This window comes from Cryptosporangium sp. NPDC048952, assembly GCF_043197895.1.
GTDB lineage: Bacteria > Actinomycetota > Actinomycetes > Mycobacteriales > Cryptosporangiaceae > Cryptosporangium.
Genome location: NZ_JBICTY010000001.1, coordinates 20,110 through 46,108, shown reverse-complemented (window position 1 = coordinate 46,108; position 25,999 = coordinate 20,110). Strand labels below are relative to the sequence as shown.

Genomic DNA, 25,999 nt, shown 5'->3' with positions numbered 1-25,999 from the left:
CCTAGATATGCATAAGCATACCCAAATGGGTCAATACACCTCAGGCCAGCTGTTCGACCGAGACCGGCGGCGCCACGTGCACCCGCAGCCCCCGGGCGACCAGGGCGTCGAGCACGTCCTTCGTCACGTCCGAGTCGGTGATCACCGCGGTGATCGACGCCAGGTCGGTGACCCGGAACTGCGAAACGCGCCCGAGCTTCGACGAGTCGGCCAGCACGTACCGTTCGAAGCTCTTCGAGATCGCGAGCCGCCGAACCGCCGCCTCACCCTCGTGGCAACCGGTCAACCCGGCCTGCGGGTGGATCCCGTCCGCACCGACGAACGCGACGTCCACGGACTTCTTGTCGAAGACCCGCTCGGCCGCCGGCCCGGAGACCGACAGTTCCTCGTCCCGCATGTCGCCGGGTAGCAACTGCACCCGGACACCGGGGTGGTCGGACAGGTGCTGTTCGACGTGACCGTTCCCGGTCAGGATCGAGCCCACCCAGTCGCCGGGAAGCGCCTTGGCGGCCTCGTAGATCGTCGTGCCCGCGTCGAAGAAGACCGTCCGCTGCGGCTGCAGCAGGCGAACGGCGTAGCGGGCGATCGCTCGTTTCGCCGGAACGTGGGAGCCGGCCCGGCGGTCCCAACTCTCCGACCGTTTCGGCGCCCGGGTGGCGCCACCGTAAACCCGGGTGAGCTCACCCCGGCGTTCCAACTCGTTCAAATCACGCCGGATGGTTTCTAACGAAACGCCGAGTTGATTGGCCAGGTCGTCCGCCCGCACCATGCCCCGCGTTCCCAGTGCGGTCACGATCTGCTGGCGGCGCTGTTCAGGGACCATTGCTCCTCGTCGGGGAAGACGTCGGGAAACAACCAGAGTGGACGCACCGAACCTCAATATTGCACATGCGTCACACCCAGGAGCCGATCATGGTATGGCCCGGGGCTCCGGCTGCACCCAGGAGTCGCACCGTGATCGGCGCGGAGGGCCGTTCGTGTCAGAACAGTCCTCTCTGGACGATCCTAAGCCCATCCGAATGCAAACACATTGAGGGGGCCGGACGCGATGCGCCCGGCCCCCGACAGAACTCAGTGCTGGTACGTCGGGACGATCAACGCGCGCGCCAGGGTGTGGAACGCCAAATTGAACGACACGACCGCCGGCGTGACGTCCGGCGTGACGTCCAACGCCTCGACGTCGACCGCGTGGACGACGAAGTAGTACCGGTGCACCTGATCTCCGGGGGGCGGTGCGGCACCACCGTATTCGCGGGTCCCGTAGTCGTTACGGACGTGGAACGCACCACCGGGCAGGCTGTCGTCGCCGGCACCAGCACCGGTCGGCAACTCGGTCGTCGACACCGGCAGGTTCACCGCGAGCCAGTGCCAGAAGCCCGACGGCGTCGGAGCATCCGGGTCGAACGCCGTCACGACGAAGCTCTTCGTCCCGGCGGGAAAGCCCGACCAGGACAGCTGCGGCGAGACGTCCTGACCACCGGCGTCCTTGGCGACCTGGGCCAGGCCGAGCTGGGCGTCGGCCGTGACGTCGGAACTCGTCACCGTGAACGACGGAACCTGCGGGAGCAGCTCGTAGGGGTCCGGCGCCTGGGGTCGGTCAAGCGACATGATTTCCTCCTCGTCGATCGATCCGGGGGAAACCCTGCCACGGCATGGCGTCACCATGGAGTTTGCCCCCATCAGGCGCGGGTAATGCCACCTGGCGTTCCCGCCGACATTTCGGAGGAGATCCCGTGCTGACCGACGTCGTCCGCCGTGTGGCGGACCCGGCGGAGAAGTTGCTCACCCAGTCGTTCCGCTTTGCCGGATGGGTGGTCGGGCGTACTGCCGGACCGGTCTTCCGACTGGTGAGCAGCGCCGGCCGCCCGGCCGTCCACACCCTGGCCAAGATCAGTCCGGCCGCCGCAGAGACGCTGTGGTCTTTCCTGCCCGGACGCCGCCCGCCGACACAACCGGCAACCCCGACCCCGGCGACGCCGCCGAAGCCGACCCACGTGGCCACCGTGCCGTCACCGGCCGGCGCACCGACGCCCGCCGCCGCGCATGCCGAGGCGGCAGCGCTGCTGGCCGAGGTGAACCCGGACTCGGCGAAGATCACGTCCGCGCCCGGCGACCTGCCGGTGCAGAACTGGGACGGGCTGACGATCGCGGCGATCCGCCAGCGCACCCGGTCGCTCTCCGACCAGGACATCCTGACGCTGCTGGCCTACGAGCGCGCGCACGCCGCGCGTCCGGCCGTGATCCTCAACCTGGAGAACCGCCTGGCGAAGCTCCAGCGGGTCAACGGAGCCGCTCCTCGGTAAAGAAGTGCGAAATGCCCCTAACCACCTATAGTGGCGGTTAGGGGCATTTTTGCATCGAGGGGCGGTAGGTTGGTGAGCCGAATCGACCGCGATGCGCTGATCGCGCCGTACGACGTGGTCGGTCATCCCCCCGCCCCCGACCTGACGGCCCTCGCCGAACTGGCCGCCGACATCTCCGGTACGCCCACCGCCCTGGTCAACCTCATGGGCGAGACCATCCAGCACTCGGTCGCCGGGTACGGACGCGATCCGGGAGTCTGCGACCGCGTCGACTCGATGTGCAACAAGATCCTCGACGAGCCCGGCCAGATCATCGTCAACGACACCCGCGTCGACCCACGCTTCGCCGACAGTCCGTTCGTCACCGGCGAGCGGGCCAACTTCCGCTTCTACGCGGCCACCCACCTGCGCAACTCGCAGGGCCACGTGCTCGGCACGCTCTGCGTCTTCGACGAGGAGGCGCGCACCCTCGACGACCGGCGGATCCGCGGGCTCGGTCTACTAGCCCGCCAGGTCGACGACGCGCTCGAGCTACGGCGCCGGACGACGAAGCTCGTGGACGCCGTCGCCGAGCTCGCCGAGGTGCGCGCCGAGCTGACCCGCTCCAACGAAGCGCTGCACGCGTTCGCCGGCCAGGTCAGCCACGACCTACGCAACCCGCTGACCGCGATCAACGGGTTCCTGGAGGAGCTGCAGTACAACGTCCCGCACGACACCCCGTCCTCGGAGTACGTCGCCAGGGCGCTGTCCTCGACGCATCGGATGAGCGACCTGATCACCGATCTGCTCGGCTTCGCGAAGCTCGGCGGGGAACTGCGCCGGGAGCCGGTCGCGCTGCGCAACCTCGTGGAAGAGGTACGGCACGACCTCGCACCGGCGCTGTCCGCCGTCGGCGCCCGACTCGACGTCGGAATGTTGCCGACCGTGCGGGTGGATGCGACACAGATCCGGGCCGTCCTGCAGAACCTGATCTCGAACGCGGCCAAGTACCGACATCCGGAGCGGTCGCCGCTGATCGCCGTGCACAGCGCACGGCAGGACCACGCCTGGCGGATCGAGGTCGTCGACAACGGCATCGGCGTGCCCCGCGACCGCCGCGAGGAGGCGTTCAGCCCGTTGACCCGCGTGCACGACCCGCACGACTCGAGCGCCGAGGGTGCCGGCATCGGCCTGGCCACCGCGCGCCGGATCATCACCGCCCACGGTGGTCAGATCGGTTTGGACGCCAGCCCGTCCGGAGGCACCGTCGCGTGGTTCACGCTGCCCGATCCGCACGAGGGCAGCGCACTGACCTCCGCACCGCACCGTTCGGCCCGGGTCTTCTGAATCCGCTGAATGGGGGCCATGCCTCGATGTATCGGCCGAGGGCATTCCGTGAGCCACTCTCGTGGTGGCGCGATCCTGTCGCTACCCGGTAGGCAGGATCGCGCCCTCTTCCCAAGGTGGCCGGCTCTGTCGCTCGTACCCGAGCGACAGGGTCGGCGTTAAGGCTCCCGGGACTCTTTGGCGAGCGAGCTCACCGCGTCACCCAGTACCTGGTTGACCGCGTTCTCCATCGCCATCGCGAGCATCGCGTCGACGCTCTTGCGCGCGAGCGGGCGCAGGCTCTGCACCAGCGCCGCCGCGGCGGCCGGGTCGTCGATCTCGGCCGGCTCGTCGGTTCCGTGCGTGTCACCCGGTGAGAGGCTCGGCGTGATCGTGGCCTTGACCAGCGACACGTACCGTTCGGCCACCCGCTCGATGTCGTGCATGCTGTCCTCGGCGAGCTTCAGCACCACCGACAGCGGATAGCCTGCCTGGACGAGCTGCACGGCGATGTCCAGCAGCTGCGGGCTGGCCACCCGGAACCGGGTGCCGTCCGGGCGCAGCATGCCCGACGAGATCGCCCGGTCGAGCGTTCCGCGCTCCTCCTGCTTGCCGAACATGCGCTGCAGGTCGCCGGCCGAGATCACGGTCTGCGGCTCTTCGCTCCAGGGGCTGGTGAGCGCCGCCTCCAGCCCGAGTACGTCGGCCAAGTCGCGGCCCCGCTCCCACGCGGAGATCAGCTCACCGATGTGTGCCAGGGAGTAGCCGCGGTCGAGCAGCCTGGCGATCAGCCGGAGCCGCGCGAGGTGCGCCTCGCTGTACCAACCGACGCGGCCCCGCCGTATCGGCGGCGGAAGAATCCGACGTTCCTGGTACAAGCGGATATTGCGAACGGGGATACCGGATTCGCGCGCGAGGTCGTTGATCCGGTACTCGCCTGCCTGCTCGTTCTCCGTTCGGCTGGCCATGCCCGGAACACCCCTTTCGTCCAGCGCCCGTCTGCGATGTTGCGTGCAGAGGAGTATTCCACCTTCAGTTGTTGTAACGATTCCGAGGTACTCACGCCACCACAGCGGGGGCATCGGCCGGACGACGCTCGGCCAGCCAGCTCTTCAGGGGGCCCGGGCGGCCCAGGCCGTACCCCTGCCCGTAATCCACGCCGATTTCGCGCAGCACCGCGAGAATGGCGTCGTCCTCGACGAACTCGGCCACGGTCCGCAGCCCCATCTCGTGGCCGATTTGATTCACCGCAGCGACCATCGTCCGGTCGATCGTGTCGTGGGTGATCGTCTTGACGAAGTTGCCGTCGATCTTCAGGAAGTCGACCGGCAGGTTTTTCAGATACGCGAACGACGAGAGTCCGCTGCCGAAGTCGTCGAGCGCGAATCGGATCCCGGTGGCGCGCATCTCGGTGATGAACCGCCGTGCCGCCTCGAGGTTCGTGATCGCGACGGTCTCGGTGATCTCGAAGCAGATCAGGTTCGGCGAGAGTTGATGTTCGGCAAGTTGGGCCTGCACGAACGTCCGGAACTTCTCGTCGCCGATCGAGGGCCCGGCGAGGTTGATCGTGTAGAGGTCCCCGTTCGTCGGCCTGCCGGGCAGGTAGTGCGCGGCGAGCGTCTTCATCGCCTTCGCGACGACCGACCGGTCGAGCGCCGGCAGCAGGTCGTAGCGCTCCGCGGCCGGGAAGAAGAGCCCCGGCGAGATGAGCGATCCGTCGGCCTCGCAGAGCCGGACGAGGATCTCCCCGATCCGGCCCGTCTCTTCCTCGTCCGGGATGGTCGGCACGATCGGCTGGTAGACGAGCTCGAGCCGGTCCTCGTGCAGCGCGTCCAGCAGCGCCCCGGCCCAGATCGAGTCGCTCTGACGACGGTTGAGTTCGGCGTCGCCCTGGTGGTGGACGTGCACCCGACCGCGGCCGGCCTCTTTCGCGGTGTAGAGGGCGGCGTCGGTCAGCTGCATCGCTTCCTCGACGTACTGCACCTGCCCGAACAGCGGCAGGACGCCGATGCTGGCGCTCGCCGAGAACGTCCGGTCGTCGGTCTTGAAGCGGTACTCGGCCAGCGCGGTGCAGGCGGCCTTGGCCATCCCGACCGCTTCCTCGACACTCGCGCGGCGGATCAGCATGCCGAACTCGTCGCCGCCGAGCCGCGCCAGCGTGTCGTCCGGCGCGAGCACCTCGCTGAGCACCCAGCAGACCTCGACCAGCAGGCGGTCACCCGCCGGGTGCCCGCACGTGTCGTTGACGATCTTGAAGCGGTCCAGGTCGAGGACGCACATGACGGTCGCGTCCGGCTCCTCGATCCGGGTGAGCACCTCGCTGATCCGGGTCTCGAACTCGCGCCGGTTGAGCGCTCCGGTCAGTAGGTCGTGGCTGTTGTCGTACTCCAGTTGCTCGGTGACCTCACGGGTGGCCGCGTCGGCGCGGTCGGTGAGCCGCCAGTTGAGGATGGCGCCGACCGCAGCGGCCGTGACGTAGCCCGCGTGGATCAGCGCGTACTTCACCGGCGCGTGCTCGGCGGGCGAGTGGCCGTACACGTCTCCCGGCGCGAGCACCCCGACGATCGCGTGTTCGAACGCCACGAACCCGATGGCCAGCAGGAACGTCAGCCAGTCCTGGTAGAGCGTGATGAAGAACAGCATCACGAAGAAGTGGAAATGCGCCTCGATCTCGCCATCGGAGAACGACACGGTGACGGCCGATGACGCGACGATGCCGAGCGTCGCCGCAGACGCACGCACCCGCTGCGACAGCTGGTCAGCGCACGCCACCGCTACGAGCATCGCCAGCGGCGCCACCATGAGCAGGCACCGGGAGAAGTGGAGCCCCTGGTAAAGCCCGTAGAACGGCAGTACGAAGACGTGGCCCAGCAGCACCAGGACGATCACCCGGTGCCGCGACGACCAGCTCGGATCACCCGGTGGGCGTCCTCGTGGAAGCTTCTGCCAGAAGCTACGGCCGAACCACGTCAACACACTTCTGACATCGGCGAACGGTGCGGCTGTGTGAGTGTTAGCCCCGCTGGGCTAGCCGCGGAAAGCAGAATGGCCGGTCAGAGCCTGTCCGAGCACCAGCGTGTGCATCTCCACGGTGCCTTCGTACGTGAGCACCGACTCCAGGTTCGCCGCGTGGCGAATGACCGGATATTCCAGCGAGATGCCGTTCGCGCCGAGGATCGTGCGCGCGGTCCGGCAGATCTCGAGTGCCTCCCGGACGTTGTTGAGCTTGCCGACGCTCACCTGCTCGGGACGCAGCGAGCCGGCGTCCTTGCGGCGGCCGAGGTGCAGCGCGAGCAGCTGGCCCTTCGCGAGCTCGACGGCCATGTCCGCCAGCTTCTGCTGGGTCAGTTGGAACGCCGCGATCGGCTTGCCGAACTGCTCCCGCGCCGTCGCATAGGCGAGCGCGGTCTCGAACGCCGAACGTCCGGCGCCCATCGAGCCCCACACGATGCCGTAGCGGGCCTCGTTCAGACACGAGAGCGGGCCCTTCAGACCGCGGACGTCCAGCGCGGCGTCGGCGGGCACCCGGACGTCGTTCAGCACGAGTTCGCTGGTCACGGACGCGCGCAGCGAGAGCTTGCGGGTGATCTCCGGCGCTTCGAAGCCAGGCGTGTTGGTGGGGACGACGAACCCGCGGATGCCGTCCTCGGTGCCGGCCCAGACGACTGCGACGTCGGACACCGAGCCGTTCGTGATCCACATCTTGCGGCCGTCGAGCACCCAGTCGGTGCCGTCGCGACGAGCCCGCGTCCGCATTCCGGCAGGGTCGGAGCCGTGGTCGGGCTCCGTGAGGCCGAAGCAGCCGATCGCGTCGCCGGACGCCATCGACGGCAGCCAGCGCTCCTTCTGCTCCTCGCTGCCGAAGCGCCAGATCGCGTACATCGCGAGCGAGCCCTGCACGGACACCAGCGACCGCAGGCCGGAGTCGGCCGCTTCGAGCTCCAGACAGGCCAGGCCGTAGTCGACGGCGGACAGGCCGGCGCAGCCGTACCCGGTCAGGTGCATGCCGAGGACGCCCAGCTCACCGAACTCCTTGGCGATCTCGCTCACCGGGAGCCGCCCCGATTCGAACCACTCGGCGATGTTCGGTGCGATCACCGCTTCGCAGCGGGTGCGCACCGCGTCGCGGATCGCCTTCTCGTCGTCGGTCAGGAGGTCGTCGATCCCGATCGGATCGGCCGGGTCGAACGGCGGCGTCGTCATCCCTCATCCCTACCGCAGCTGTGCACGGACTTGTGCTCGGTGTGGGGATTACGGCGTCCGGTTAACGAGTGGTGTCCACAACAACGCGCACCGGTGTCCACGTGTCATCCAGCCCGCCAGCCTGCCACTGAGGGATGGTCACGGACGCATCCACAGGCGTCCGTCCACAGCTGTGCACAGGACTTGTCCACAGCTGGGGATGAAGTTGTCCACAGCCTGTGGATTGTGTGGATAACTCAGATGTCCACAACTCCGCGCGTGGCTGCGCTCCGCCGGGCGGCGTCGAGGACCGTCAGGACACGCACCGCGTCGCGCGGGTCGACGGGCATCGGCGCCCCCGTGGTCACGGCCGTGACCACCCCTTCGTAGAAGCGCGTCCACTCCCCGGTCAGCGTCCGGTACGGGCGCACGGCGTCCCCCGCGCCGGCCTTGCCCCACTCGTCAGCAGGCCGTTCGCCGAAGTTCGGCGACCCGGGCTTCCGGCCCGACCGCAGCGCCGCTTCCTGGGGATCCATGCCCCAGGTCACGTAGGAGCCGGCGTCGCCGAGCAGCCGGAACCGCGGCGCGAGCTGTCCGGCCAGCGCCGACGCCCAGAGGTGGCTGTGCACCCCCGAGGCGTGGGTCAACGCCAGGAACACGTCGTCCTCCACCGCCGCGCCGGGCCGCCGGACGTCGATCTCGGCGTAGACGGACCGGACCGGACCGAACAGGACCAGCGCCTGGTCGACCAGGTGCGCACCGAGGTCCAGCAGGATGCCGCCGTCGTTGGCGGCGCGCTCCTTCCACGCGTCGGTGGCGACGGTCGGCCGCCACCGGTCGAACCGGCTCTCCAGGCGGAGCGGGTGCCCGACCGCGCCGGACGTCAACAGCCGGCGCATCGTCCGGAAGTCACCGTCCCAGCGACGGTTCTGGTAGACCGTCAACGGCACCCGGGCCTTCGCGGCCCGATCGACCAGTTCCCTCGCCTCGGCTGCTGTTCCCGCCAACGGCTTGTCGACGACGACCGGCAGCCGCGCGTCGATCGCTGCCTTCGCGAGCGGCGCGTGCGTGCTGTTCGGGGTGGCCACGACCACCAGGTCGTAGAGGTCGCGCCCCGACCACACCTCGCTCGCGTCGGCGAGCACCCGGGCGTTGGGATGCTCACGCAGCACCTGATCACGGCGGGACGTCACGACGGCGCTCAGGACGAGACCGTCGACCGCCGTGATCAGCGGCGCATGGAAGTAGGCACCGGCGGTGCCGTAACCGACCAGGGCAACCCGCAGCGGGTCGGCCATCAGTACTCCCGTACCTCGCCGTCGTCGATGATCTCGACGGCGGTGCGCTCGGGGGCCAGGTTCGTCATGTTCTGGTAGTACATCTGCGGGAACGCGGCCACCTTCTCGTGGATCGGGATCGCGACCCGGGGAGCGACCGCCCGCACGTACTCGATCGCCTCCCAGAGCTTCAGCCAGGGAGCGGCGGTCGGAGCGCCGAGGATCTCCACCGGCTGCTTGGGGACGGTGAGAGCGTCGCCCGGGTGGAAGAAACGACCACCGAGCAGGTAGCCGACGTTGGGGATCACCGGGATGTCGGGGTGGATCACAGCATGGTCGACGCCGATCGCCTCGACCGTCAGGCCGTTCAGCGTGAACGTGGCACCGGCCGCGACACCCTCGGCCCGGACGCCCTGCTCGGCGAGAACACCCGCGCTGCCCTGATCGGTGTGGACGACGGCATCCGGGTTGGCCTCCAGCAGGGCGGGCAGCCGATCCAGGTCGAGGTGGTCGAAGTGTTGATGGGTGACGAGCACGGCGGTGAGGTCGCGGAGGTCCTCCCAGCCCTGGGCGAAAGCGCCCGGGTCGATGAGCACCCGGGCGTCCGCGTCCTCTACCAGCACGCACGCATGACCGAATTTCTGGAAGCGCATGCGTCTAGTCGTACCCGACCCGGACATCGACGCGACTAGTCGGACGCGTATCGGCGCGCGAGATCCCGGTGGTGGTCGGCAGCCCGCCGGAGGTCGCCCGGGTCGAGCGTGAGGGTGCGCGACTCCAGCAGCTGCTCGGCTACCCGTTGGTGGCGCGCGGCCGCGTAGTCCCGACACGGAAGACAGGTGACGTGCTCGGGTTGCTGCGCGGTCATCGCGAACGGCACCCGCCGACCGCATCCGGCCTTGACCACACTCGGCCGGTCGGCAACCAAGCCGAACGTCGACGACAGCAGGTTGCGCGTCTCGGTCTCGGTGCCGAGGTCGACCGTCACGTGAATGTGCGGATCACTCGCGTCCATGCGCCCATTGTCCAGCGCGGAGGGCGTGGGATTCGAACCCACGATGAGACTTCCGCCCCATAGCAGTTTTCAAGACTGCCGCCATCGGCCACTAGGCGAGCCCTCCTCGGCCGCGCGCGGCGGCCAGCGGCAAGTCTTTCATGAGCCGGCGCCGGGCTGACGGCAGCTCCACCAACTTGCCCCCGCGCCCCGCGCGGGCTCCACACTGGACATCTGAACCGATACGGTCGCCCGAACGTGAGATGAGATGAAGATTCGTGTTTGAAGATCGTCCGTAAACGGTGATTGATCTAGCACCGGCGCAGTTACCGGCAGAGATCGCCACCGTACTGGGAGCGAGGTGTTCGACGATGTCCCCTTCGAAGCTCACCGTTTACTACTCCGATGGGTCGGATGCTTCCTTCGATGACGTGACATATCGCGTCGCCGGCGACTACCTCTATGTCGAACCATCCAGTGGCGACGCCCCCACGCCGATCGAGCTCTTCTCGGTCTACAGCTGGGTGGCGCGCACCCAGGCGGCCTGAGACCTTCCCTGGAGGGACTGGCCCCACCGGCGATGCCGGTGGGGCCAGTTGCTGTTTTGGCCCGGCGCAAACTTACTGACGAGTAGGATGCGCGCCATGCGAGCGAAGCGAACGGCGATCCTCCTTGGTGCGGCCGCAGCTGCAGGTGCCGCTTTCTACGTCCGACGCCAGGCAAAAGCGGACGCGGGCGCGCTCGCCGATCCGCGGCTGGACGTCATGGCCCCGGTGCCGCCGCGCATCGAACGCACCGTCCGCTCGGCCGACGGCACGGCGATCCACGTCGCCGAATACGGCCCGCCGGACGCACCGACCGTCGTCCTCGCCCACGGCTGGACCCTGGCGATCGGCTTCTACACCAATCAGATCCGGGCGCTCTCCCGCGATCTGCACGTCGTCGCGTACAACCTGCGTGGCCACGGCGGCAGCGACGTCCCCGGCAAGGGCCAGTTCACCACCGACGCGCTGGCCGACGACCTCGCGGCGGTGCTGCGCGCTGCGGTGCCGGACGGCACGAAGGCCGTCGTCGTCGGGCACAGCATGGGCGCGATGAGCCTGGTCGCGATGGCAGCGAAGCACCGGGCGGTGCTGCGCGAGAAGGTGGCCGCCGCGGTGCTGGCGAACACCGGTGTCACCGATCTGGTCACCAGCTCGCTGCTGCAGCCGGGCCCGGACGGGTTACGCCGGCTCACCGCGCCGCTCGGCCGGGCGCTGATCTCGGCGACCCTGCCGCTCGGCAGCCGCCCGACCGCCGCGACGATGCCGCTGATCCGCTACCTCGCGCTCCCACCGCACGCGCCGACGGAACAGGTCGCATTCTGTGCCCACGTGATCCTCGAGACGCCCCGCACCGTCCGCGGCGGCTTCGGCGCGACGCTCGGCAACCTCGACCTGCGCACCGCCGTCCCGCACCTGGACGTACCGGCCACGGTCGTCACCGGCGAACTGGACCTCCTGACCCCGCCCAAGCTCGGGCGGCGCCTTGCCGAGGACCTCCCGCAGGCGCGGTTGGTCGAGGTCGACGGCGTCGGGCACATGACGCCGATCGAGGCTCCGGACGTGCTTGAGCGCGAGATCCGGGCGCTCGTCGACGCCCACCTGACCACTGTCGCCTAGCGCGCCGCCGGAACCGGCGTCGTGCTGCCCGGGCCACCGGGATCGGCCGGTGCGCAGGTGATCTCGATGGTCTCCGGACCGGCGGTCTTCACGTTCGGGGTCTGGGACGACATCGTGTAGGAGTACGTCCCGGCGGTCGGCTTCGCGATGGTCTCTTTGCGCGAGGCCGAGAACGTCAGGTTCTTCTCGGCCGCTGTGAACGTGTCTCCGCTCGTCCAGGCGCCGCGCGACACGGCCCAGTCGATGGTGGCCGGGCCACTCGCCTCGATGCTCACCGTCATCGAGATGGTGAGCGGAGCGGTGCAGTCGACCTGGGCCGGCGGCGCCTGGACGACCAGCCCTACGCTGACCACCTTCCCCGCCGGGGGCGGCTCCGATGTCGTTTCACCGGGGTCCGACGGGCTGGTCGTACTGGGCGAGGGCTGCGGGCGCGTCCCGCTCGGCACCGGCTCCGCGCCCTTGCCCTCGGTGGTCTCGGCACCGGGGCTCGGCGGGGTGGTGGGTGTGGTGTCGCCACCGCTCGTCGGGCCGTCGTCGATCGTGGCGCCGACGGTGTTGGCTTTTTCCTTGCGGTCCTGGGTCGCGACGACGTTGGCGATGATGCCGGCGCCCAGGCCGAGGACGATGATCGTGACGACGGCGAGGATGCGCTTCCAGCGCTGGCCCGCCGGGGGTGAGGTCGGCGCGTTCGGCGGCCGGAACGTCGGCGGCCCCCCATACTCCGAGTTCCCGTGCCCCGAGTTCCCGTGCCCCGAAGTCGCCCCGGAACCAGCACCGGAATTAGCACCGGAATTAGCCCCGGGCCCCCAGCCCAGTTCCCGCGCCCCGGTGACCGGAACCCCGAATACCGGCGCCCCGGAAACCGGCCGCCCATGAACCGCTCCGCCGGACGACGGCACCCCGGAGACCGGCGCGGGCGCTCCGGAGACAGGCCGGCCGTACACCCGGCCACCCGAGACCGGCGCACTCTGCTGTTGCCCGGCCTGCCACGACAGCGGCCGTAACTGCTCCCGCACCGCGAACACCGCGGTGCTGTTGTCGGACGGCAGATCCCCCTGCGGCAATCCCGGCACCGCCGCACGACCCGACCGGTCATCGGTGTCGACCCGCCCTGGCGGCGGCGGAACGAACTCCCCCGACCGCGTCTCCGACTCCTCGGGCGCATCCGCGATGCTCGTCAGCAACGCCCGGGCCTGCGACCGGTCCAGCCGCTCCTCTGGGTTCTTCTCCAGTAACCCGTCGATCACCTGCGTGAGGCGCGGCCCGGCGGACTTCGGCCGCGGATGCGGCTGCGTCGCGCTCGCGAACAACCCGACGATCGTCTCTTTTGCGACGAAAGGCCCGATTCCCTCGGCGGCGAAGAACAGCGTCGCACCGAGCGCGAACAGGTCGCCGCCCGGCGTCGTGGCGCCGGTCATCAGCCGCTCGGGCGCGATGTACCCCGGCGACCCCAGCAGCGCGCCGGTCTTCGTCAGCGTCTCGGTGCCGAACACCGACGCGATCGAGAAGTCGGTCAGCTGGGCGGTGCCGTCGGTCTGGATCAGCACGTTGTGGGGCTTCACGTCACGGTGGATGACGTCCGCCGCGTGCGCAGCCCCCAGCGCGTCGAGCATCTGGACACCGATGCGGGCGACGACCCGGTCGGGCAACGGCCCGTCGGCGGACACCGTCTGGTCGAGCGACCGACCTTCGACGAACCGCATGATGATGAACGGCTGCTCGCCCTCGAGGATGACGTCGTGCACCGGGACGATGTTGGGGTGGTCGAGCCGTCCGGCGCTCTGGGCTTCGAGCATCGCGCGCTTGGTCAGCGCATCGCGTTCCTCGTCCGACATCGCCGACGGGAACCGGACTTCCTTGACCGCGACGACGCGACCGAGACGCAGATCGAAGGCACGCCAGACCACGCCCATGCCGCCGGACCCGACAGCCTTGTCCAGGCGGTATCGGCCGTCGACTGTCCTCTGCTCAGACATTCCTCCGCCATCTGTCGTCCGGCACGACGGTAGCCGCACTGTGCACATCGAACCGACGCTCGGATCGGATACCGGACACGCCGCACGCAGACCCTAGTTCACGGACCTGAAGAACTGCTGACGACCGGGATCGCTCAACCGACGCAGAGGACGCTGATCTGCGCCGGAACCGGTGAGAACCGGGTCGGCGAGTCCACCGTCACCTGCACCGCATACGTGCGGCTGCCCTGCGAGAAGTCGAGCGCCACCTGGTCGCTGAACTCGGCCGGAGTGTCCGCGTCGGCCGCCGTGCCCCCGCCTCCCGCGATCTCGCTGTCCCCCGGCGCCTGCGAGATCGTGTACCGAATATTGGTGGGCCCGTCGTTCACGGTGACCGACAGGTTGACAGTGAAGTTCACGGGGTTCGCACACGACCCGAAGTAGTTCTTCGGGGAGATGGACATTTCCGCCGAAGTCACCTGCCCGACCGGATCGGGGGACTCGCTCTCCGTCGGTGATTCCGACGCCGAAGCGCTGGGCGTCGCCGAAGCGGAGGCGGAGGTCGACGGCGAGGCGGACGTGGAGGCCGATGCCGACGGCGAGACCGACCCGGAGGCCAATGCTTCCGGCGGCGGAGCGGCCAACGACTGGTCCGCCGTGATCGGGCTGTCCTTCGGGTCGTCTCCCCCGCTGGTCAGCACCACCGCTGTCACGACGACCGCCGCACAGACCGCTGCCGCGATCGCACCGATCAGCACTCGGAGACGGCGTCCGCTGTGCGGCGCCGCGTGCATCGGTTTCCCGGGGCGCGGGGTTCCGTTTCCCGCTTCGGCCGACGTCGATCGAGCCGCCACCGCCGCGTCGGCAGACGCGGAACCGGCCGCCACCGACCCGGCCGCCGGGCTGCCGGCCACCGTGGCCCCCGCCGCCGTGGCGGCCGCCGCCGTAACCCCGGCCACCGTCGGTGTCACCATCGTCGGAGCATCGTCCTGGGAAATCGACCCACCCAGGGTCGGCGCAGCTTCACCCCGCGCCACCGCGCTGAGCGCCGCCCGCACCTGCGCCAGCCCCGGCCGCGCGGCCGCTTCCTTCTCCAGCAGCGCGTCGAGCAGCGGCGCCAACGCACCGGCCCGCTTCGGCGTCGGATGCGGCGTGGTCGCGGTCGCGAGCAGCGCCGCCAGCGGATCGTGCCGATCGAACGGCCCGAATCCCTCCACCGCGCAGAACAGCGTCGCGCCGAGCCCGAACAGGTCGGCCTCGAGGCCAGTGGGTTGACCGTTCAGCCGCTCGGGCGCGATGTAACCGGGCGAACCGAGCGCCCCGCTGCCGGCCGAGAGCGTGCCCCGCATCGCGTCGGTCGCGATCGAGAAATCGGTGAGCAACACCTCACCGTCGTCGGTGAGCAGCACGTTCGAGGGTTTGACGTCCCGGTGGACGACCCCGCCCCGGTGCGCAGCGGCCAACGCGTCGACGAGTGCGATGCCGATCTGCGCGACCTGCACCGGGCTGAGCGGCCCGGTCGACCGCACGGTCTCCCCCAGCGACCGGCCCTCGACCAGCCGCATCACCAGGCACGGCATCCCACGCTCGGCGACGACGTCGTGCACCGCGACGATGTTCGGGTGCGTCACGCGAGCAGCGTGCCTGGCCTCGGCCATCGCCCGCTGGATCAGCACGGACCGCTCGTCCTCGGTCGCGGTGAGGGAGAGGTTGACCTCTTTCACCGCGACCGGACGATGTAAACGGGTGTCGTAACCGCGCCAGACCGTGCCCATCGCGCCGGTACCGACGACGTCCTCGATCCGGTAGCGGCCACCGATCATCCGCACCGGGCGATCATCGCGATCATCACCCGGTGCTCGCGTCGGCTCGGTCACCTCAGGCACCACCCGTCACCGTAGCGGTGATACCGGACGTAGCCCAACGCAGCGGCCCAATCAGGGCTGGCACGATGAGGTCGTGACCATGATCTTCGAGGGTGTTGATGCTGCTCGGCTCGAGCGACGGTTGCGCACCGAACTCGCCGGCGACGTGGCATTCGACGCGGGCGCCCGTGCGCTGTACTCCGCCGACGCTTCCAACCACCGGCGGGTGCCCGCGGGCGTCGTCAAACCCAGGACGATCGACGACGTATTGACGACGCTGGCGATCTGCCGCGAGGACGGCGTCCCGGTCACGATGCGCGGCGGCGGGACGACGATCGCCGGCAACGCGATCGGCCCGGGGATCGTGCTCGACACGTCCCGGTACCTCAACCGGATCCTCGACGTCGACATCGCGAACCGCACGGCGGTCGTCGAACCCGGACTCGTGCTCGACGTCCTGCGTCGTCGGATCGCCCCTGACGGGCTCGACTTCGGCCCCGACCCGTCGACGCACAGCCGCTGCACGATCGGCGGCATGCTCGGCAACGACGCGTGCGGCTCGCACTCGATCGCCTGGGGCACGACGTCGGACAACACCGACGCGCTGGACGTCGTCCTGGCCGACGGGACGCGCCTTGACCTCGGCGCCACGAAGCGTGACGAATGGGAGCGGCTAGCTCAAAATCCCACGCGGGAAGGCCGCCTCTACGCCGACCTGAAGAACCTCGTGGACAACAACCTGGCGCTCATCCGCACCACGTTCGGCCGGTTCAGCCGCCAGATCTCCGGCTACCCGCTGCACCGCCTGCTGCCCGAGCAGGGCGGTCACCTGGCGCGCGCGCTGGTCGGCACCGAGGGCACGTGCGCGGTCGTCCTGGGCGCGACGCTGCACCTCAACCAGGCCCCGGCGAAACGTGCGCTCGTCGTCCTCGGCTACCCCGATTCGGTCGCCGCCGCGGCGGCCGCGCCGGAGATCATCCCGCACAAGCCGCTCACCGTGGAGGGCATCGACCAGGCGCTGGTCGACGCGCTGCTCATGCGTGGCCGCAAGCCGGCACCGCTGCCCACCGGGCACGCGTGGCTGCTGGTCGAGGTCGGCGGCGAGACGCCGGCCGAGGCGGCGGCCGCCGCCGAGAAGCTGGCGAAGAGCGTGCCGGGCGCGGCCCGCGTGGTCACCGACACCGCCGAGATGCGTTCGTTCTGGCGCATCCGCGAAGAAGGCGCCGGCCTGGCCACCCGCATGGCCGACGGCTCCGAGGCCTGGCCCGGCTGGGAGGACTCCGCGGTGCCGCCCGCGCGGCTGGCCGACTACCTGCGCGACTTCGGCGAGCTCACCGACGAGTTCGGCTACCAGGGCGTCACCTACGGCCACTTCGGCGAGGGCTGCGTCCACGTCCGGCTCGACTTCGACCTGGTGTCGACCCCCGGCCGCGACAAGTACCAGGGTTTCCTCCACCGGGCCGCCCAGCTCATCCTCAAGCACGGCGGATCCCCGTCCGGCGAGCACGGCGACGGCATCGCCCGCTCGGCGCTGCTGGCCGACGTCTACAGCCCGGAAGCCGTCGCGCTGATGGGCGCGTTCAAGCGCGCGTTCGACCCGGAAGCGGCCCTCAACCCGGGCGTGATCGTCGACCCGCCCGCGGTCAACGAGATGATCCGCATCGCCTACACACCGAAGGTGCTGCCGGTGAACGGCTTCGCCTACGCCGACGACAACGGTGAGTTCGACCGCGCGGTCCGCCGCTGCGTGGGCGTCGGGAAGTGCCGGAACGACCACACCCCCGGCGGTGTGATGTGCCCGAGCTACCAGGCCACCGGCGACGAGAAACACTCCACGCGCGGCCGCTCCCGGCTGCTGCTGGAGATGCTGCGCGGTGAGGTGATCACCGACGGCTGGCAGTCCGACGAGGTCGCCGAGGCGCTCGACGGCTGCTTCTCCTGCAAGGGCTGTCTCTCCGACTGCCCGGTCAACGTCGACATGGCCACGTACAAGTCGGAGTTCCTGTACCAGCGGTACCGGGGCCGGATAAGGCCGATGGTGCACTACGCGATGGGCTGGCTGCCGGTCGCGCTCCGCGGTGCGGCACTGGCGCCCAGAATCGCGAACGCGGTCACCGCGTACGAACCGGCCGCGAAGCTCATGAAGAAGGTCGCCGGCATCGCCCAGGAGCGCAAGGTGCCGAAGTTCGCGACCGGCGGCACGCTGAAGCAACGCCTCCGCCGTCGCAAAGCGAAAGCCGCAAAGCACACCAAGACGGTGCTTCTCTGGCCCGACACGTTCACCCAGTACTTCGACCCGCAGATCGGCGAAGCAGCAGTCGAGGTGCTCAACGCGGCCGGGTTCACCGTCCGCGTCCCGAACGGCGAGCTCTGCTGCGGTCTCACGTGGATCTCCACCGGTCAGCTCGACGTCGCCCGTGCGGTAGCAAAACGGACGCTCGACGCGCTCGAGCCGCACCTGGACGCCGACATCCCGATCGTCGGCCTGGAACCGAGTTGCCTGGCCAACTTCAAACACGACCTTCCTGCACTGCTTCCTGACGACCCGCGCGCGAAGAAGCTCGCGAAGCTGTCGATCACGCTGGCCGGCGTGCTGGAACGGGACGCACCGGAGTGGGAACCCCCGCAGACCGACCGGCCGGCGATCACCCAGATCCACTGCCACCAGCACGCGGTGCTCGGCGACACGGCCGACCGCGCGCTGGCCGCACAGGCCGGAGTGGACCTGACCGTGCTCGACTCCGGCTGCTGCGGCGTGGCCGGCAACTTCGGGTTCGAGGCCGGACACTACGAGATGGCCCAGGCGGCCGGAGAACGTGTGCTGCTGCCCGCGGTACGGGCCGCGAGCGAGGAGACGATCGTGCTCGCCGACGGCTTCAGCTGCCGCACCCAGATCCGGCAGAGCACCGAACGAGACGCTCATCACCTCGCGGAGGTACTGGCAGGTCGTCTGCGGATACCCGACTGACACCTCGTTGCGGGCGGTGGCATAGTCGAGGCCGATTGTCGGCTATCGCGGAGGTTGTAATCGTGCCCGGGCCTTGGTCCAGCTACGTGGCGATCGGTGACAGCTTCACCGAAGGCATGGACGACCCCTACGGCGACGGCACCTACCGCGGCTGGGCCGACCTCGTGGCCGGTTGCCTGGCGTCCGAGGCCGACAACTTCCGGTACGCCAACCTCGCCGTGCGCGGACGGCTACTGCCCGCAGTCGTCGACGCGCAGGTGCCCCTGGCCGCCGCGATGAAGCCGTGCCTCGTCACGTTCTCGGCCGGCGGCAACGACGCACTGCGCCGCCGGTTCGACCCGGAGCGCATGGCCGAGGTGTTCGAAGGGGCCGTCGACCGCCTGGTTTCCAGCGGCGCCGAAGTGGTGCTGTTCACTCCGCCGGACGTGACGGTCAACTATCCGGCGGCCAGCCGGTACCTCGGGCCGCGGATCGCGCTCTGCACCGAACTCGTGCGGCGGGTGGCCAAGGAGTACGACACGCACCTCGCCGATCTCAACGCCGACGACGGGTTCCGCGACCGGCGGATGTGGAGCATCGACCGGCTGCATCTCAACCCGGCCGGGCACCGTCGAGTGGCGCACCACGTGCTCAGCGCCCTCGACGTGGAGTGCGACGCGGAGTGGATGGAGTCGCTGCCGATGGCGACGCCCGCCCGCTGGGTCACGGCGCGCCGGGCCGACCTGCAGTGGGCCCGCGCGCACCTGGCGCCCTGGATAGGACGCCGCCTGACCGGCCGCTCCTCCGGTGACACGATCACCGCGAAGCGGCCCGATCTCGCCCTATTGGCCGACCATCACAGTCCGGCCGCCCCTCCGGTACTGAGCCGCCAGCACCGCGAAGCGGCCGGACCTGGCTGACTAGTCGTCGTCCTCGCCCATGCCGAGGTCGCATTCGCCGGGCTCGTGTTCCGGCCGGGTCGGGGGCTCCAGGCCGTAACGGTCGAGGAGGTCGTTCACCCGGTCGATCGCCGAATCCGGATCGGGCAGTTCGAGCAGCAGCGACGCGAACGGCTCGTCGGAATCGGCCCGCACCAGGTGCAGGATCAACTCCGGTTCGATGCCGACGTCGGGGCAGTGCAGCGGCTCGTAACCCACCGCGACCCGCGAATCCAGGTCGACGACCAGGCTGGCCGGCACGTCCGTGCCGTGGATCCGGGACAGGGCCGACCGGAGGTCGTCCCACAGATCCACAGCGATGGCCCACCGCTCGTCGTCCGACGGCGTGTACCGCTGCACACCCGCATCGGATGCGAACGCCGCCTTCACGAGGTCTTCGCGCTCTTCCCAGGCTTCGCCGTCGAGCGCGGGACGTACCGCGGCCTCGAAGCACACGAACCGGTCGGAACCGGCCAGCCGTAGTTGATCCACCAGTTGATCAATGCTTTCGACGACGGCATCCTGCCAGTCCAAGGCAGCTCGCTCGGCCGCAGCCCTGGCGGCCGTACGGCGAGCCCGCGCCTTTTCCAGCACGTCCATCCCCGCCTCCACTGACGTTGAGGTTCCAGCCGGTCGGGAGCTCGCCGGGGACGACGACAACCGGCCTTCCCCCAATCCTCTCACTTTCGCCCTGCCTGCCACTCGGACGACTCGGCACTGGGCCTTTATCACTGCGCTCCGGTGCCGATAGAGACCGAAGTAGGACTATTTCGGTGGAGGTCGGGTGGCGGCTAAGCGGATGGCGCTGAGCTGACGTGGACGCCTGGGCCGCGCAGCAACTGCCGGAGTACCTCGCCGTCGTCTCGTCCCGGCCGGACGTCGCCGCGGCTGCCCTCGTCGCTGCGGAGTGGGCCGCGGAGCTGATGGAGGCCGAGGTCGGCGCCGTCGTGCTCGGCGACCGGCTGGAGGCCCAGGTCGGGTTCCCGCGCGGGGCAGCGCCGTCCGCGACGCTGGTGCTCGCCGCGGCCCAGCGTCGACCCACGATCGACGTCCCCGGGCTCGGGGCCTGCGTGGGCGCCTCGGTCGGGCTCGGCGCCGACATGACCGGCCACCTGCTCGTCGCCCGGAGCGGAGCGCCGTTCGGCGCCGAGGAACTCAGCCTGCTGCGTGGCATGGGCCGGATCCTCGGCCTGCAGCTGCGTCAGATCGAGACGCTCGCCTCCATGCAGCAGCGTCAACGGCTGCTCGAGGAGTTCGCCAGGGTGCAGCGGGCCATCACGATGCGGTCGCCGCTGCAGGAGATCCTGGACGCGATCACCACCGGCATCCACGCGCTGTTCGAGCGGGACATGGTCTCGCTCCGCCTGCTCGACACCGACGATCCCGACTGGATGATGCTGGCCTCGCAGAGCGGCATGCCGGACTGGTTCGCCGTGAAGGCCGGGCGGCTGCCGGTCACCGACCGGGGTTTCCAGCACGTCCTCCGGACCGGCGAGATCCTGATGGTCAACCGCCAGGGCATCGACGACTACACCGACGAGGTGGCGATCAGCACGACGGTGCAGGCGGCCATGGTCGCGCCGGTCAGCGAGGACGGCGTCCGGGTGGGGTGCCTGCTGGTCGCCTCGTTCGACCCGGAGCGTCGCTACGACGAGCGCGACTCCGAGACGCTGCAGGGCTTCGCCGACCACGTCAGCATGGCGCTCACCGACGCCAGAGGCGTCCAGGCGCTGCACCAGGCCCACCACGACGCGCTGACCGGCCTGCCCAACCGGACGCTGCTCAAGATCCGCCTCGGCCATGCGCTCGGCCGCGGACCGTGCGGCCTGCTCTTCGTCGATCTCGACCGGTTCAAGCTGGTGAACGACAGCCTCGGCCACGACGCCGGCGACCAGTTGCTGATCGAGACCGCGGATCGCCTGCGCGAGGCCGTCGGTCCCGGCAACACCGTCGCCCGGTACGGCGGTGACGAGTTCGTGGTGCTCGTCGACCGGATCGTGGCCGACGTGTCCGAGGTGACCGCCGTCGCCGAGCGGGTGCTGGCCGCTGTCGAACCGCCGTACGTGGCGGCCGGCCGCGAGTGCTCGGTGGGAGCGAGCATCGGCGTGACGGTGGCCGGGGCCGCGGACGCCCCGCCCAGCGCCGACGAGGTTCTCCGCGACGCCGACGTCGCCATGTATCGGGCGAAGCACCGGGGACGCGGGTGCATCGAGGTGTTCCACCCGGAGATGCACGCGGTGCTGATGGAGCGGCTCGACCTGGAGGCCGACCTGCGCCGGGCCGTCGAACAGGGCGAGCTGTTCCTCGTCTACCAGCCGATCGTCGAGCTCGCGACGCTGCGGGCGGTGCGCTTCGAGGCGCTGGCGCGCTGGAACCACCCGACGCGGGGCCTGCTCGGGCCGGATCTGTTCATCCCGCTCGCGGAGGAGACCGGGCTGATCGCGTCGATCGGACGCTGGGTGGTCGGTGAGGCGATGCGTGCCGCGCAGCGCTGGGACGCGGCCTGGCCGGGCGCGCGGGAGCTCGGCATGACCGTCAACCTCGCGGTGTCCCATCTGCGGCTGCCGGGAGCCGCCGCCGAGATCGCCGGGATGGCGGCTGCGATCGGTTACGACCCGTCCCGGCTGACGGTCGAGGTGACCGAGAACGAACTCGTCCGCGACCACGACGTCGCGGTCGACGCACTCTTCGAGCTGCGCGAACTGGGCGTCTCGGTCGCCGTCGACGACTTCGGCACCGGGTTCTCGTCGCTGCGTTACCTGCGCCAGCTGCCGGTCAACGCGGTGAAGATCGACAGGTCGTTCGTGGTCGACGTCGACACGTCACCGGAAGGCCTGGCGTTCGCGCGGTCGATCGTCGGGCTGGGCACCGCGTTGAGCCTGTGCACCGTCGCCGAAGGCATCGAGCGGGAGACGCAGCTCACCGAGTTGCGACGGATCGGGTGCACGTACGGCCAGGGATTCGCGCTGGCTCGCCCCCTCGACGAGCCAGCGGTGCTGCCCTGGCTCTCAAGCCGGGACGGAGACCCCCACGCCACCGCGGGTGTCGGCGCCGAAGCGCTCCACCTCGGCGGCTAGGTCCAGCCGGCTGATCTCGTTGCGCTTGGCGCGGATCTCGTCGGTGAGCAGGGCGGCGGGCACCAGCCAGGACACCTCGAACTCGATGCCGTCCGGGTCCTTGGCGTAGAGCGCCTTCGTCGTCGAGTGGTCGCTGGCCCCCACCAGAGCGCCCATCTCGGTCAGCGTGGCCTCGATGCGCCGGAGCTCCGCGAGCGTGTCGACCTCCCAGGCCAGGTGGTACAGCCCCACCGTGGCGCGCCCGGCCCCCGACGGACCCGCCTGGGCGCCGATCTGGAACAGACCGAGGTCGTGGTCGTTCGTCGAGCCACCGGCCCGCAGGAACGCCGCTCCGGGGAACGCGTCACCGCCCTCGATGACGTCGAACCCGAGCGCCTTGCGGTAGAACGCCACGCTCCGGGCTACGTCGCGCACGTAGAGCACGGCGTGGTTCAGACGCTGGATCGGCATGCCCCGACAATACGCTTGTTTTGTTTAGCGCTCAACGAATCGCAAACTGTCGCCGGGCTCGGATAGCTTCGGCTCATGTCGTCGTCCATCTCGACCCGGGCCAAGACCGACGCCCCGGATTCGCACAGCGGCACGATCGGGCTGCTGATCGCCGCGATCGTGGCGGTGCTGATCGGCCGGCAGGTGCTCGCGCTGCTGATCGGTGGCCAGGGTGGCGTCGCCACCTGGACCACGGTGTTCTGCGCGATCGTCGTCCAGGCGCTGCCGTTCCTGATGCTCGGCGTCGTGCTCTCCGGCGCGATCACCGCGTTCGTCCCGGCCCGGTTCTTCTCGACGATCCTGCCGCGGCGGGCGGTCTTCGCGGTGCCGGTGGCCGGCGCGGCCGGTGCGCTGCTGCCCGGCTGCGAGTGCGCGTCCGTACCGGTGGCCGGCCGTCTGATGGAGCGCGGAGTGGTACCGGCGGCCGCCCTCGCGTTCCTGCTCTCGGCTCCGGCGATCAACCCGATCGTGCTGGTGTCCACCGCTGTCGCGTTCCCCGGCCGGCCGGACATGGTGGTCGGTCGCTTCGTCGCGTCGCTGGGCACCGCGGTGATCGTCGGCTGGATCTGGGCCCGCTTCGGCCGGCCGGAGTGGCTGACCCGGCTCGCCGCGCGCCGGCTGCCCGCTGCCGACGACTCCACGCCGCCGTTCGAACGGTTCCGCCTCGCGGTGGCGCACGACTTCTTCGAGGCCGGTGGCTTCCTGGTGATCGGTGCGGCCGCAGCGGCGACGATGAACGTCGTCATTCCGCCCGACTGGATCAGCACGGTCGCCGGGATCCCGGTCCTGTCGATCCTGGTCCTCGCGGCGCTCGCCGTCGTGCTCTCGATCTGCTCGGAGGCCGACGCGTTCGTTGCGGCCAGCCTCACCGGCTTCCCGGTGTCCGCGCAGCTCGCGTTCATGGTCGTGGGGCCGGTCGTCGACCTGAAGTTGATCGCGCTGCAGACCGGCACGTTCGGCCGGGCGTTCGCGACCCGCTTCGCCCCGCTCACGTTCGTCGTCGCCGTGGGCGCCGCGGTGGCCACCGGCTTGCTGATCGGAGTGGTCTGATGAGGCGCGAGGTGCAGGCGGTCGTTTTCATCCTGCTCGGGGCGGTGCTGCTCAAGCTCGTCATCTCCGGCGAGTACCTGAACTACGTTCAGAAGCTGCTGAAGTACCCGCTGGTGGCGACCGGTGTGGTGCTGATCGCGTTCGGCGTGCTGGGGTTCCTGCGCGACTGGCGCGGCCGGGCTTCGCTGGAGCGCTCCCGCGAACGTGCTGCCGACGCTCGCGTCCGTACGCACGGCCCAGGGGCCGAAACCGCCGATGTCGACGTCGATCAGGACGTCGAGGAGCACGCTCACGACCACGTCGGCGACAGCCACGGGGTGGGTTGGCTGTGGATCGTGCCGGTCTTCGTGCTCGTGCTCGTTCCGCCGCCCGCACTCGGGTCGTTCGCGGCCGAGCGGGGCGCGGCCACCGTGCCCAAACCGCCGAAGTCCGTGGAGTACTCGGCGCTGACCAGCGCCAATCCGGTGCCGCTCGAGGTGCACGACTACGCCCAGCGGGCCGTCTGGGACGACGGGCGCACGCTGACCGGCCACACGGTCGAGCTGACCGGATTCGTGACCCCGCACACCGGCGGCACCTGGTACCTCACCCGGATGAAGGTCAACTGCTGCGCCGCGGACGCCCGGCCCTACCAGGTGGAGATCGTCGACGCGCCGGGGCAGGCCGTCCGGGACGAGTGGGTGAAGGTCACCGGCACGTGGGTACGCAGCACGGCCAAGGACCCGTTCAAGGCCGTTCCGCTGCTCAAGGCGGCGACCGTCAACGGGATGCCGGCGCCGCCCCAGCCCTACGAGTAGCTCAGCGTTTCTTCTTCTTTCGTTTCGGCGCAGCCTTCCGCGGCGCGGCCGTCTTCTCGGGCTTCTTCTCCGGGAAGGCCTGCCAGGCCGGCTCGGGCGTGGCCTCGCCGACCCGCTTCGGCGGCGGGCCCTCGCTGCGGCGGGTGACGGTGACGCTCTCGACGTTCTCCTCCGGCGGGCGGGGGATCACGAGCGTGACGACGGCCGCCGTCAGCAGGCCGCTGCTGACCAGACCGGAGACGATCGCGGCCGTCCAGGCGACGGCGACCCCCTCGACCCGTTCGGTGCCGAACGCGACGTCGGCGTAGAACGTCTGCCAGACGATTCCCGTCCATTCGATCGCGGCCACGAGCGCGGTGCCGATCAGCGCCAACCAGCGGAACAGGAAGCGTCCCGGCCGCGCCAGGAGGCACAGCCCGGCGGCGACGAGCGCGAGCACCGCCAGGAAGCCGCTGAGCGTCGCGATGACCGACCACTCCGGCGGCAACTCCGCCTGACGTCCGAGTGGCCGCGCCCACGCCACCGGGACGAGCAGCGCGACGGCAGTGCCCGCCAGCGTCAGGATCCGGGCCACGTTGAGCGCAGCGGCGGTCGAACCGGGCGCTGGTACCGGGTCGGTCGCCGCTCCCGGCCGGAACCACCGCACCAGGACGGCGCCCAGCGGCAGCAGAACCGCCAGCAGGACCCCGAAGACGCCGACGCCTCCCCCGATGACCTCACCGACGATCGCAACCCGGTAGCGCCCGTCCTGGGTGCCCGGCGGCATTGCGTCGCGGTATTGCTGGTAGCGGATGTACGCCGCCAGGTACGTCAGCAGCACCGCCGGGAGCAGCACGGTGACGCCACCGCGCAGCGCCGGGAGGCCGAACCGGGACGCGCGCAGGATCAACACCGCGACGACGCCGAGCAGCACCGCGAACCCGAGGGCGAACCCGCCGAGCACGTAGACGGTCGGCAGCGCGGTGCCGGGATCGAGGTTCTCGACCGAGTCCCGGCCCTCGCGCAAGGCCTCGTGGTGCTGCACGATCTCGGCGAGGAAATGATAGGCGGCGAAGAGGCCGCCGACCGCTCCGAGCGCGAGCGAACCGGCGATGATCCGGTCGAGCATCCGGTCCGTGCGCACCAGTCGGCGCTGAGAAGCCATGCCGCATTGTTGCCG

At 70.0% G+C, this 25,999-nt stretch carries 22 protein-coding genes and 1 tRNA gene; 9 read left to right on the top strand and 14 right to left on the bottom strand.

The annotated features are described in order from the left end of the window. Positions 1-40 precede the first annotated feature (40 nt). Together ACGFY5_RS00215 and ACGFY5_RS00210 are read right to left on the bottom strand one after the other, a co-directional pair. Complete coding sequence (locus ACGFY5_RS00215) at positions 41-823, bottom strand: DeoR/GlpR family DNA-binding transcription regulator (RefSeq protein ID WP_392715663.1); 783 nt, start codon at positions 821-823, stop codon at positions 41-43. A 248-nt stretch (positions 824-1,071) separates the two neighbouring features. Continuing rightward, a complete protein-coding gene (locus ACGFY5_RS00210; RefSeq protein ID WP_392715661.1) occupies positions 1,072-1,608 on the bottom strand; it encodes a YbhB/YbcL family Raf kinase inhibitor-like protein in 537 nt (178 codons plus the stop codon). A 125-nt stretch (positions 1,609-1,733) separates the two neighbouring features. On the opposite strand from ACGFY5_RS00210, the gene ACGFY5_RS00205 reads away from it, so the two are divergent. Together ACGFY5_RS00205 and ACGFY5_RS00200 are read left to right on the top strand one after the other, a co-directional pair. Next, positions 1,734-2,303, top strand: a complete 570-nt coding sequence (locus tag ACGFY5_RS00205; protein WP_392715659.1) for a hypothetical protein — start codon at positions 1,734-1,736, stop codon at positions 2,301-2,303. Between the two features lie 72 nt (positions 2,304-2,375). After that, a complete protein-coding gene (locus tag ACGFY5_RS00200; protein WP_392715657.1) occupies positions 2,376-3,629 on the top strand; it encodes an ATP-binding protein in 1,254 nt (417 codons plus the stop codon). A gap of 158 nt (positions 3,630-3,787) precedes the next feature. Here the strand turns inward: ACGFY5_RS00200 and ACGFY5_RS00195 are convergent, their stop codons facing one another. The 7 genes from ACGFY5_RS00195 to ACGFY5_RS00165 form a co-directional block, all read right to left on the bottom strand. Next, positions 3,788-4,576, bottom strand: a complete 789-nt coding sequence (locus ACGFY5_RS00195; RefSeq protein WP_392715655.1) for a MerR family transcriptional regulator — start codon at positions 4,574-4,576, stop codon at positions 3,788-3,790. Between the two features lie 91 nt (positions 4,577-4,667). Next, entirely contained in the window at positions 4,668-6,584 is a 1,917-nt protein-coding gene (locus ACGFY5_RS00190; RefSeq protein WP_392715653.1) for a putative bifunctional diguanylate cyclase/phosphodiesterase, read from the bottom strand. 51 nt (positions 6,585-6,635) lie between these two features. Beyond that, entirely contained in the window at positions 6,636-7,811 is a 1,176-nt protein-coding gene (locus ACGFY5_RS00185; RefSeq protein ID WP_392715651.1) for an acyl-CoA dehydrogenase family protein, read from the bottom strand. 236 nt (positions 7,812-8,047) lie between these two features. Then, positions 8,048-9,088 carry a Gfo/Idh/MocA family oxidoreductase gene (locus ACGFY5_RS00180; protein ID WP_392715649.1) on the bottom strand — a complete coding sequence of 347 codons (1,041 nt, stop codon included), beginning with the start codon at positions 9,086-9,088 and terminating at the stop codon, positions 8,048-8,050. Further along, positions 9,088-9,720: an MBL fold metallo-hydrolase gene (locus tag ACGFY5_RS00175; RefSeq protein WP_392715647.1), complete on the bottom strand. Its 633-nt coding sequence runs from the start codon at positions 9,718-9,720 to the stop codon at positions 9,088-9,090. The genes ACGFY5_RS00180 and ACGFY5_RS00175 overlap by 1 nt, the downstream gene beginning before the upstream one ends. 35 nt (positions 9,721-9,755) lie before the next feature. Further along, positions 9,756-10,082, bottom strand: coding sequence for a hypothetical protein (locus tag ACGFY5_RS00170; protein ID WP_392715645.1), 327 nt, complete (start codon positions 10,080-10,082; stop codon positions 9,756-9,758). Positions 10,083-10,099: 17 nt separating this feature from the next. Further along, positions 10,100-10,188, bottom strand: a tRNA-Ser gene (locus tag ACGFY5_RS00165). 244 nt (positions 10,189-10,432) lie between these two features. On the opposite strand from ACGFY5_RS00165, the gene ACGFY5_RS00160 reads away from it, so the two are divergent. Then, the gene (locus ACGFY5_RS00160; RefSeq protein ID WP_392715643.1) at positions 10,433-10,609 is read left to right on the top strand and encodes a hypothetical protein; all 177 of its coding nucleotides are present in this window, start codon (positions 10,433-10,435) and stop codon (positions 10,607-10,609) included. A 96-nt stretch (positions 10,610-10,705) separates the two neighbouring features. After that, positions 10,706-11,722, top strand: coding sequence for an alpha/beta fold hydrolase (locus tag ACGFY5_RS00155; protein WP_392715641.1), 1,017 nt, complete (start codon positions 10,706-10,708; stop codon positions 11,720-11,722). Here the strand turns inward: ACGFY5_RS00155 and ACGFY5_RS00150 are convergent. Both ACGFY5_RS00150 and ACGFY5_RS00145 read right to left on the bottom strand, forming a co-directional pair. Next, positions 11,719-13,698 (bottom strand): protein kinase, encoded by a 1,980-nt coding sequence (locus tag ACGFY5_RS00150; RefSeq protein ID WP_392715639.1) that lies wholly within the window; start codon positions 13,696-13,698, stop codon positions 11,719-11,721. The genes ACGFY5_RS00155 and ACGFY5_RS00150 overlap by 4 nt on opposite strands. Before the next feature lie 134 nt (positions 13,699-13,832). After that, complete coding sequence (locus ACGFY5_RS00145; RefSeq protein ID WP_392718574.1) at positions 13,833-15,500, bottom strand: protein kinase; 1,668 nt, start codon at positions 15,498-15,500, stop codon at positions 13,833-13,835. Positions 15,501-15,642: 142 nt separating this feature from the next. Here ACGFY5_RS00145 and ACGFY5_RS00140 point away from each other — a divergent pair, with 142 nt between their 5' ends. Both ACGFY5_RS00140 and ACGFY5_RS00135 read left to right on the top strand, forming a co-directional pair. Continuing rightward, positions 15,643-18,510, top strand: a complete 2,868-nt coding sequence (locus ACGFY5_RS00140) for an FAD-binding and (Fe-S)-binding domain-containing protein (protein ID WP_392718572.1) — start codon at positions 15,643-15,645, stop codon at positions 18,508-18,510. A 62-nt stretch (positions 18,511-18,572) separates the two neighbouring features. Then, positions 18,573-19,409 (top strand): SGNH/GDSL hydrolase family protein, encoded by an 837-nt coding sequence (locus tag ACGFY5_RS00135; protein ID WP_392715637.1) that lies wholly within the window; start codon positions 18,573-18,575, stop codon positions 19,407-19,409. Here ACGFY5_RS00135 and ACGFY5_RS00130 read toward each other — a convergent pair whose 3' ends face one another. Continuing rightward, complete coding sequence (locus tag ACGFY5_RS00130; RefSeq protein ID WP_392715635.1) at positions 19,410-20,027, bottom strand: hypothetical protein; 618 nt, start codon at positions 20,025-20,027, stop codon at positions 19,410-19,412. 215 nt (positions 20,028-20,242) lie between these two features. On the opposite strand from ACGFY5_RS00130, the gene ACGFY5_RS00125 reads away from it, so the two are divergent. Next, positions 20,243-22,504, top strand: coding sequence for a putative bifunctional diguanylate cyclase/phosphodiesterase (locus ACGFY5_RS00125; protein ID WP_392715633.1), 2,262 nt, complete (start codon positions 20,243-20,245; stop codon positions 22,502-22,504). Here ACGFY5_RS00125 and ACGFY5_RS00120 read toward each other — a convergent pair. Then, positions 22,436-22,954 (bottom strand): VOC family protein, encoded by a 519-nt coding sequence (locus tag ACGFY5_RS00120; protein WP_392715631.1) that lies wholly within the window; start codon positions 22,952-22,954, stop codon positions 22,436-22,438. The genes ACGFY5_RS00125 and ACGFY5_RS00120 overlap by 69 nt on opposite strands. A 75-nt stretch (positions 22,955-23,029) precedes the next feature. On the opposite strand from ACGFY5_RS00120, the gene ACGFY5_RS00115 reads away from it, so the two are divergent. Both ACGFY5_RS00115 and ACGFY5_RS00110 read left to right on the top strand, forming a co-directional pair. Continuing rightward, complete coding sequence (locus ACGFY5_RS00115) at positions 23,030-24,043, top strand: permease (RefSeq protein ID WP_392715629.1); 1,014 nt, start codon at positions 23,030-23,032, stop codon at positions 24,041-24,043. Next, complete coding sequence (locus ACGFY5_RS00110) at positions 24,043-24,840, top strand: TIGR03943 family putative permease subunit (RefSeq protein ID WP_392715626.1); 798 nt, start codon at positions 24,043-24,045, stop codon at positions 24,838-24,840. Before ACGFY5_RS00115 ends, ACGFY5_RS00110 begins: the two co-directional genes overlap by 1 nt. 1 nt (position 24,841) lies before the next feature. Here ACGFY5_RS00110 and ACGFY5_RS00105 read toward each other — a convergent pair whose 3' ends face one another. Then, entirely contained in the window at positions 24,842-25,984 is a 1,143-nt protein-coding gene (locus tag ACGFY5_RS00105; protein ID WP_392715624.1) for a hypothetical protein, read from the bottom strand. Positions 25,985-25,999: the final 15 nt, after the last annotated feature.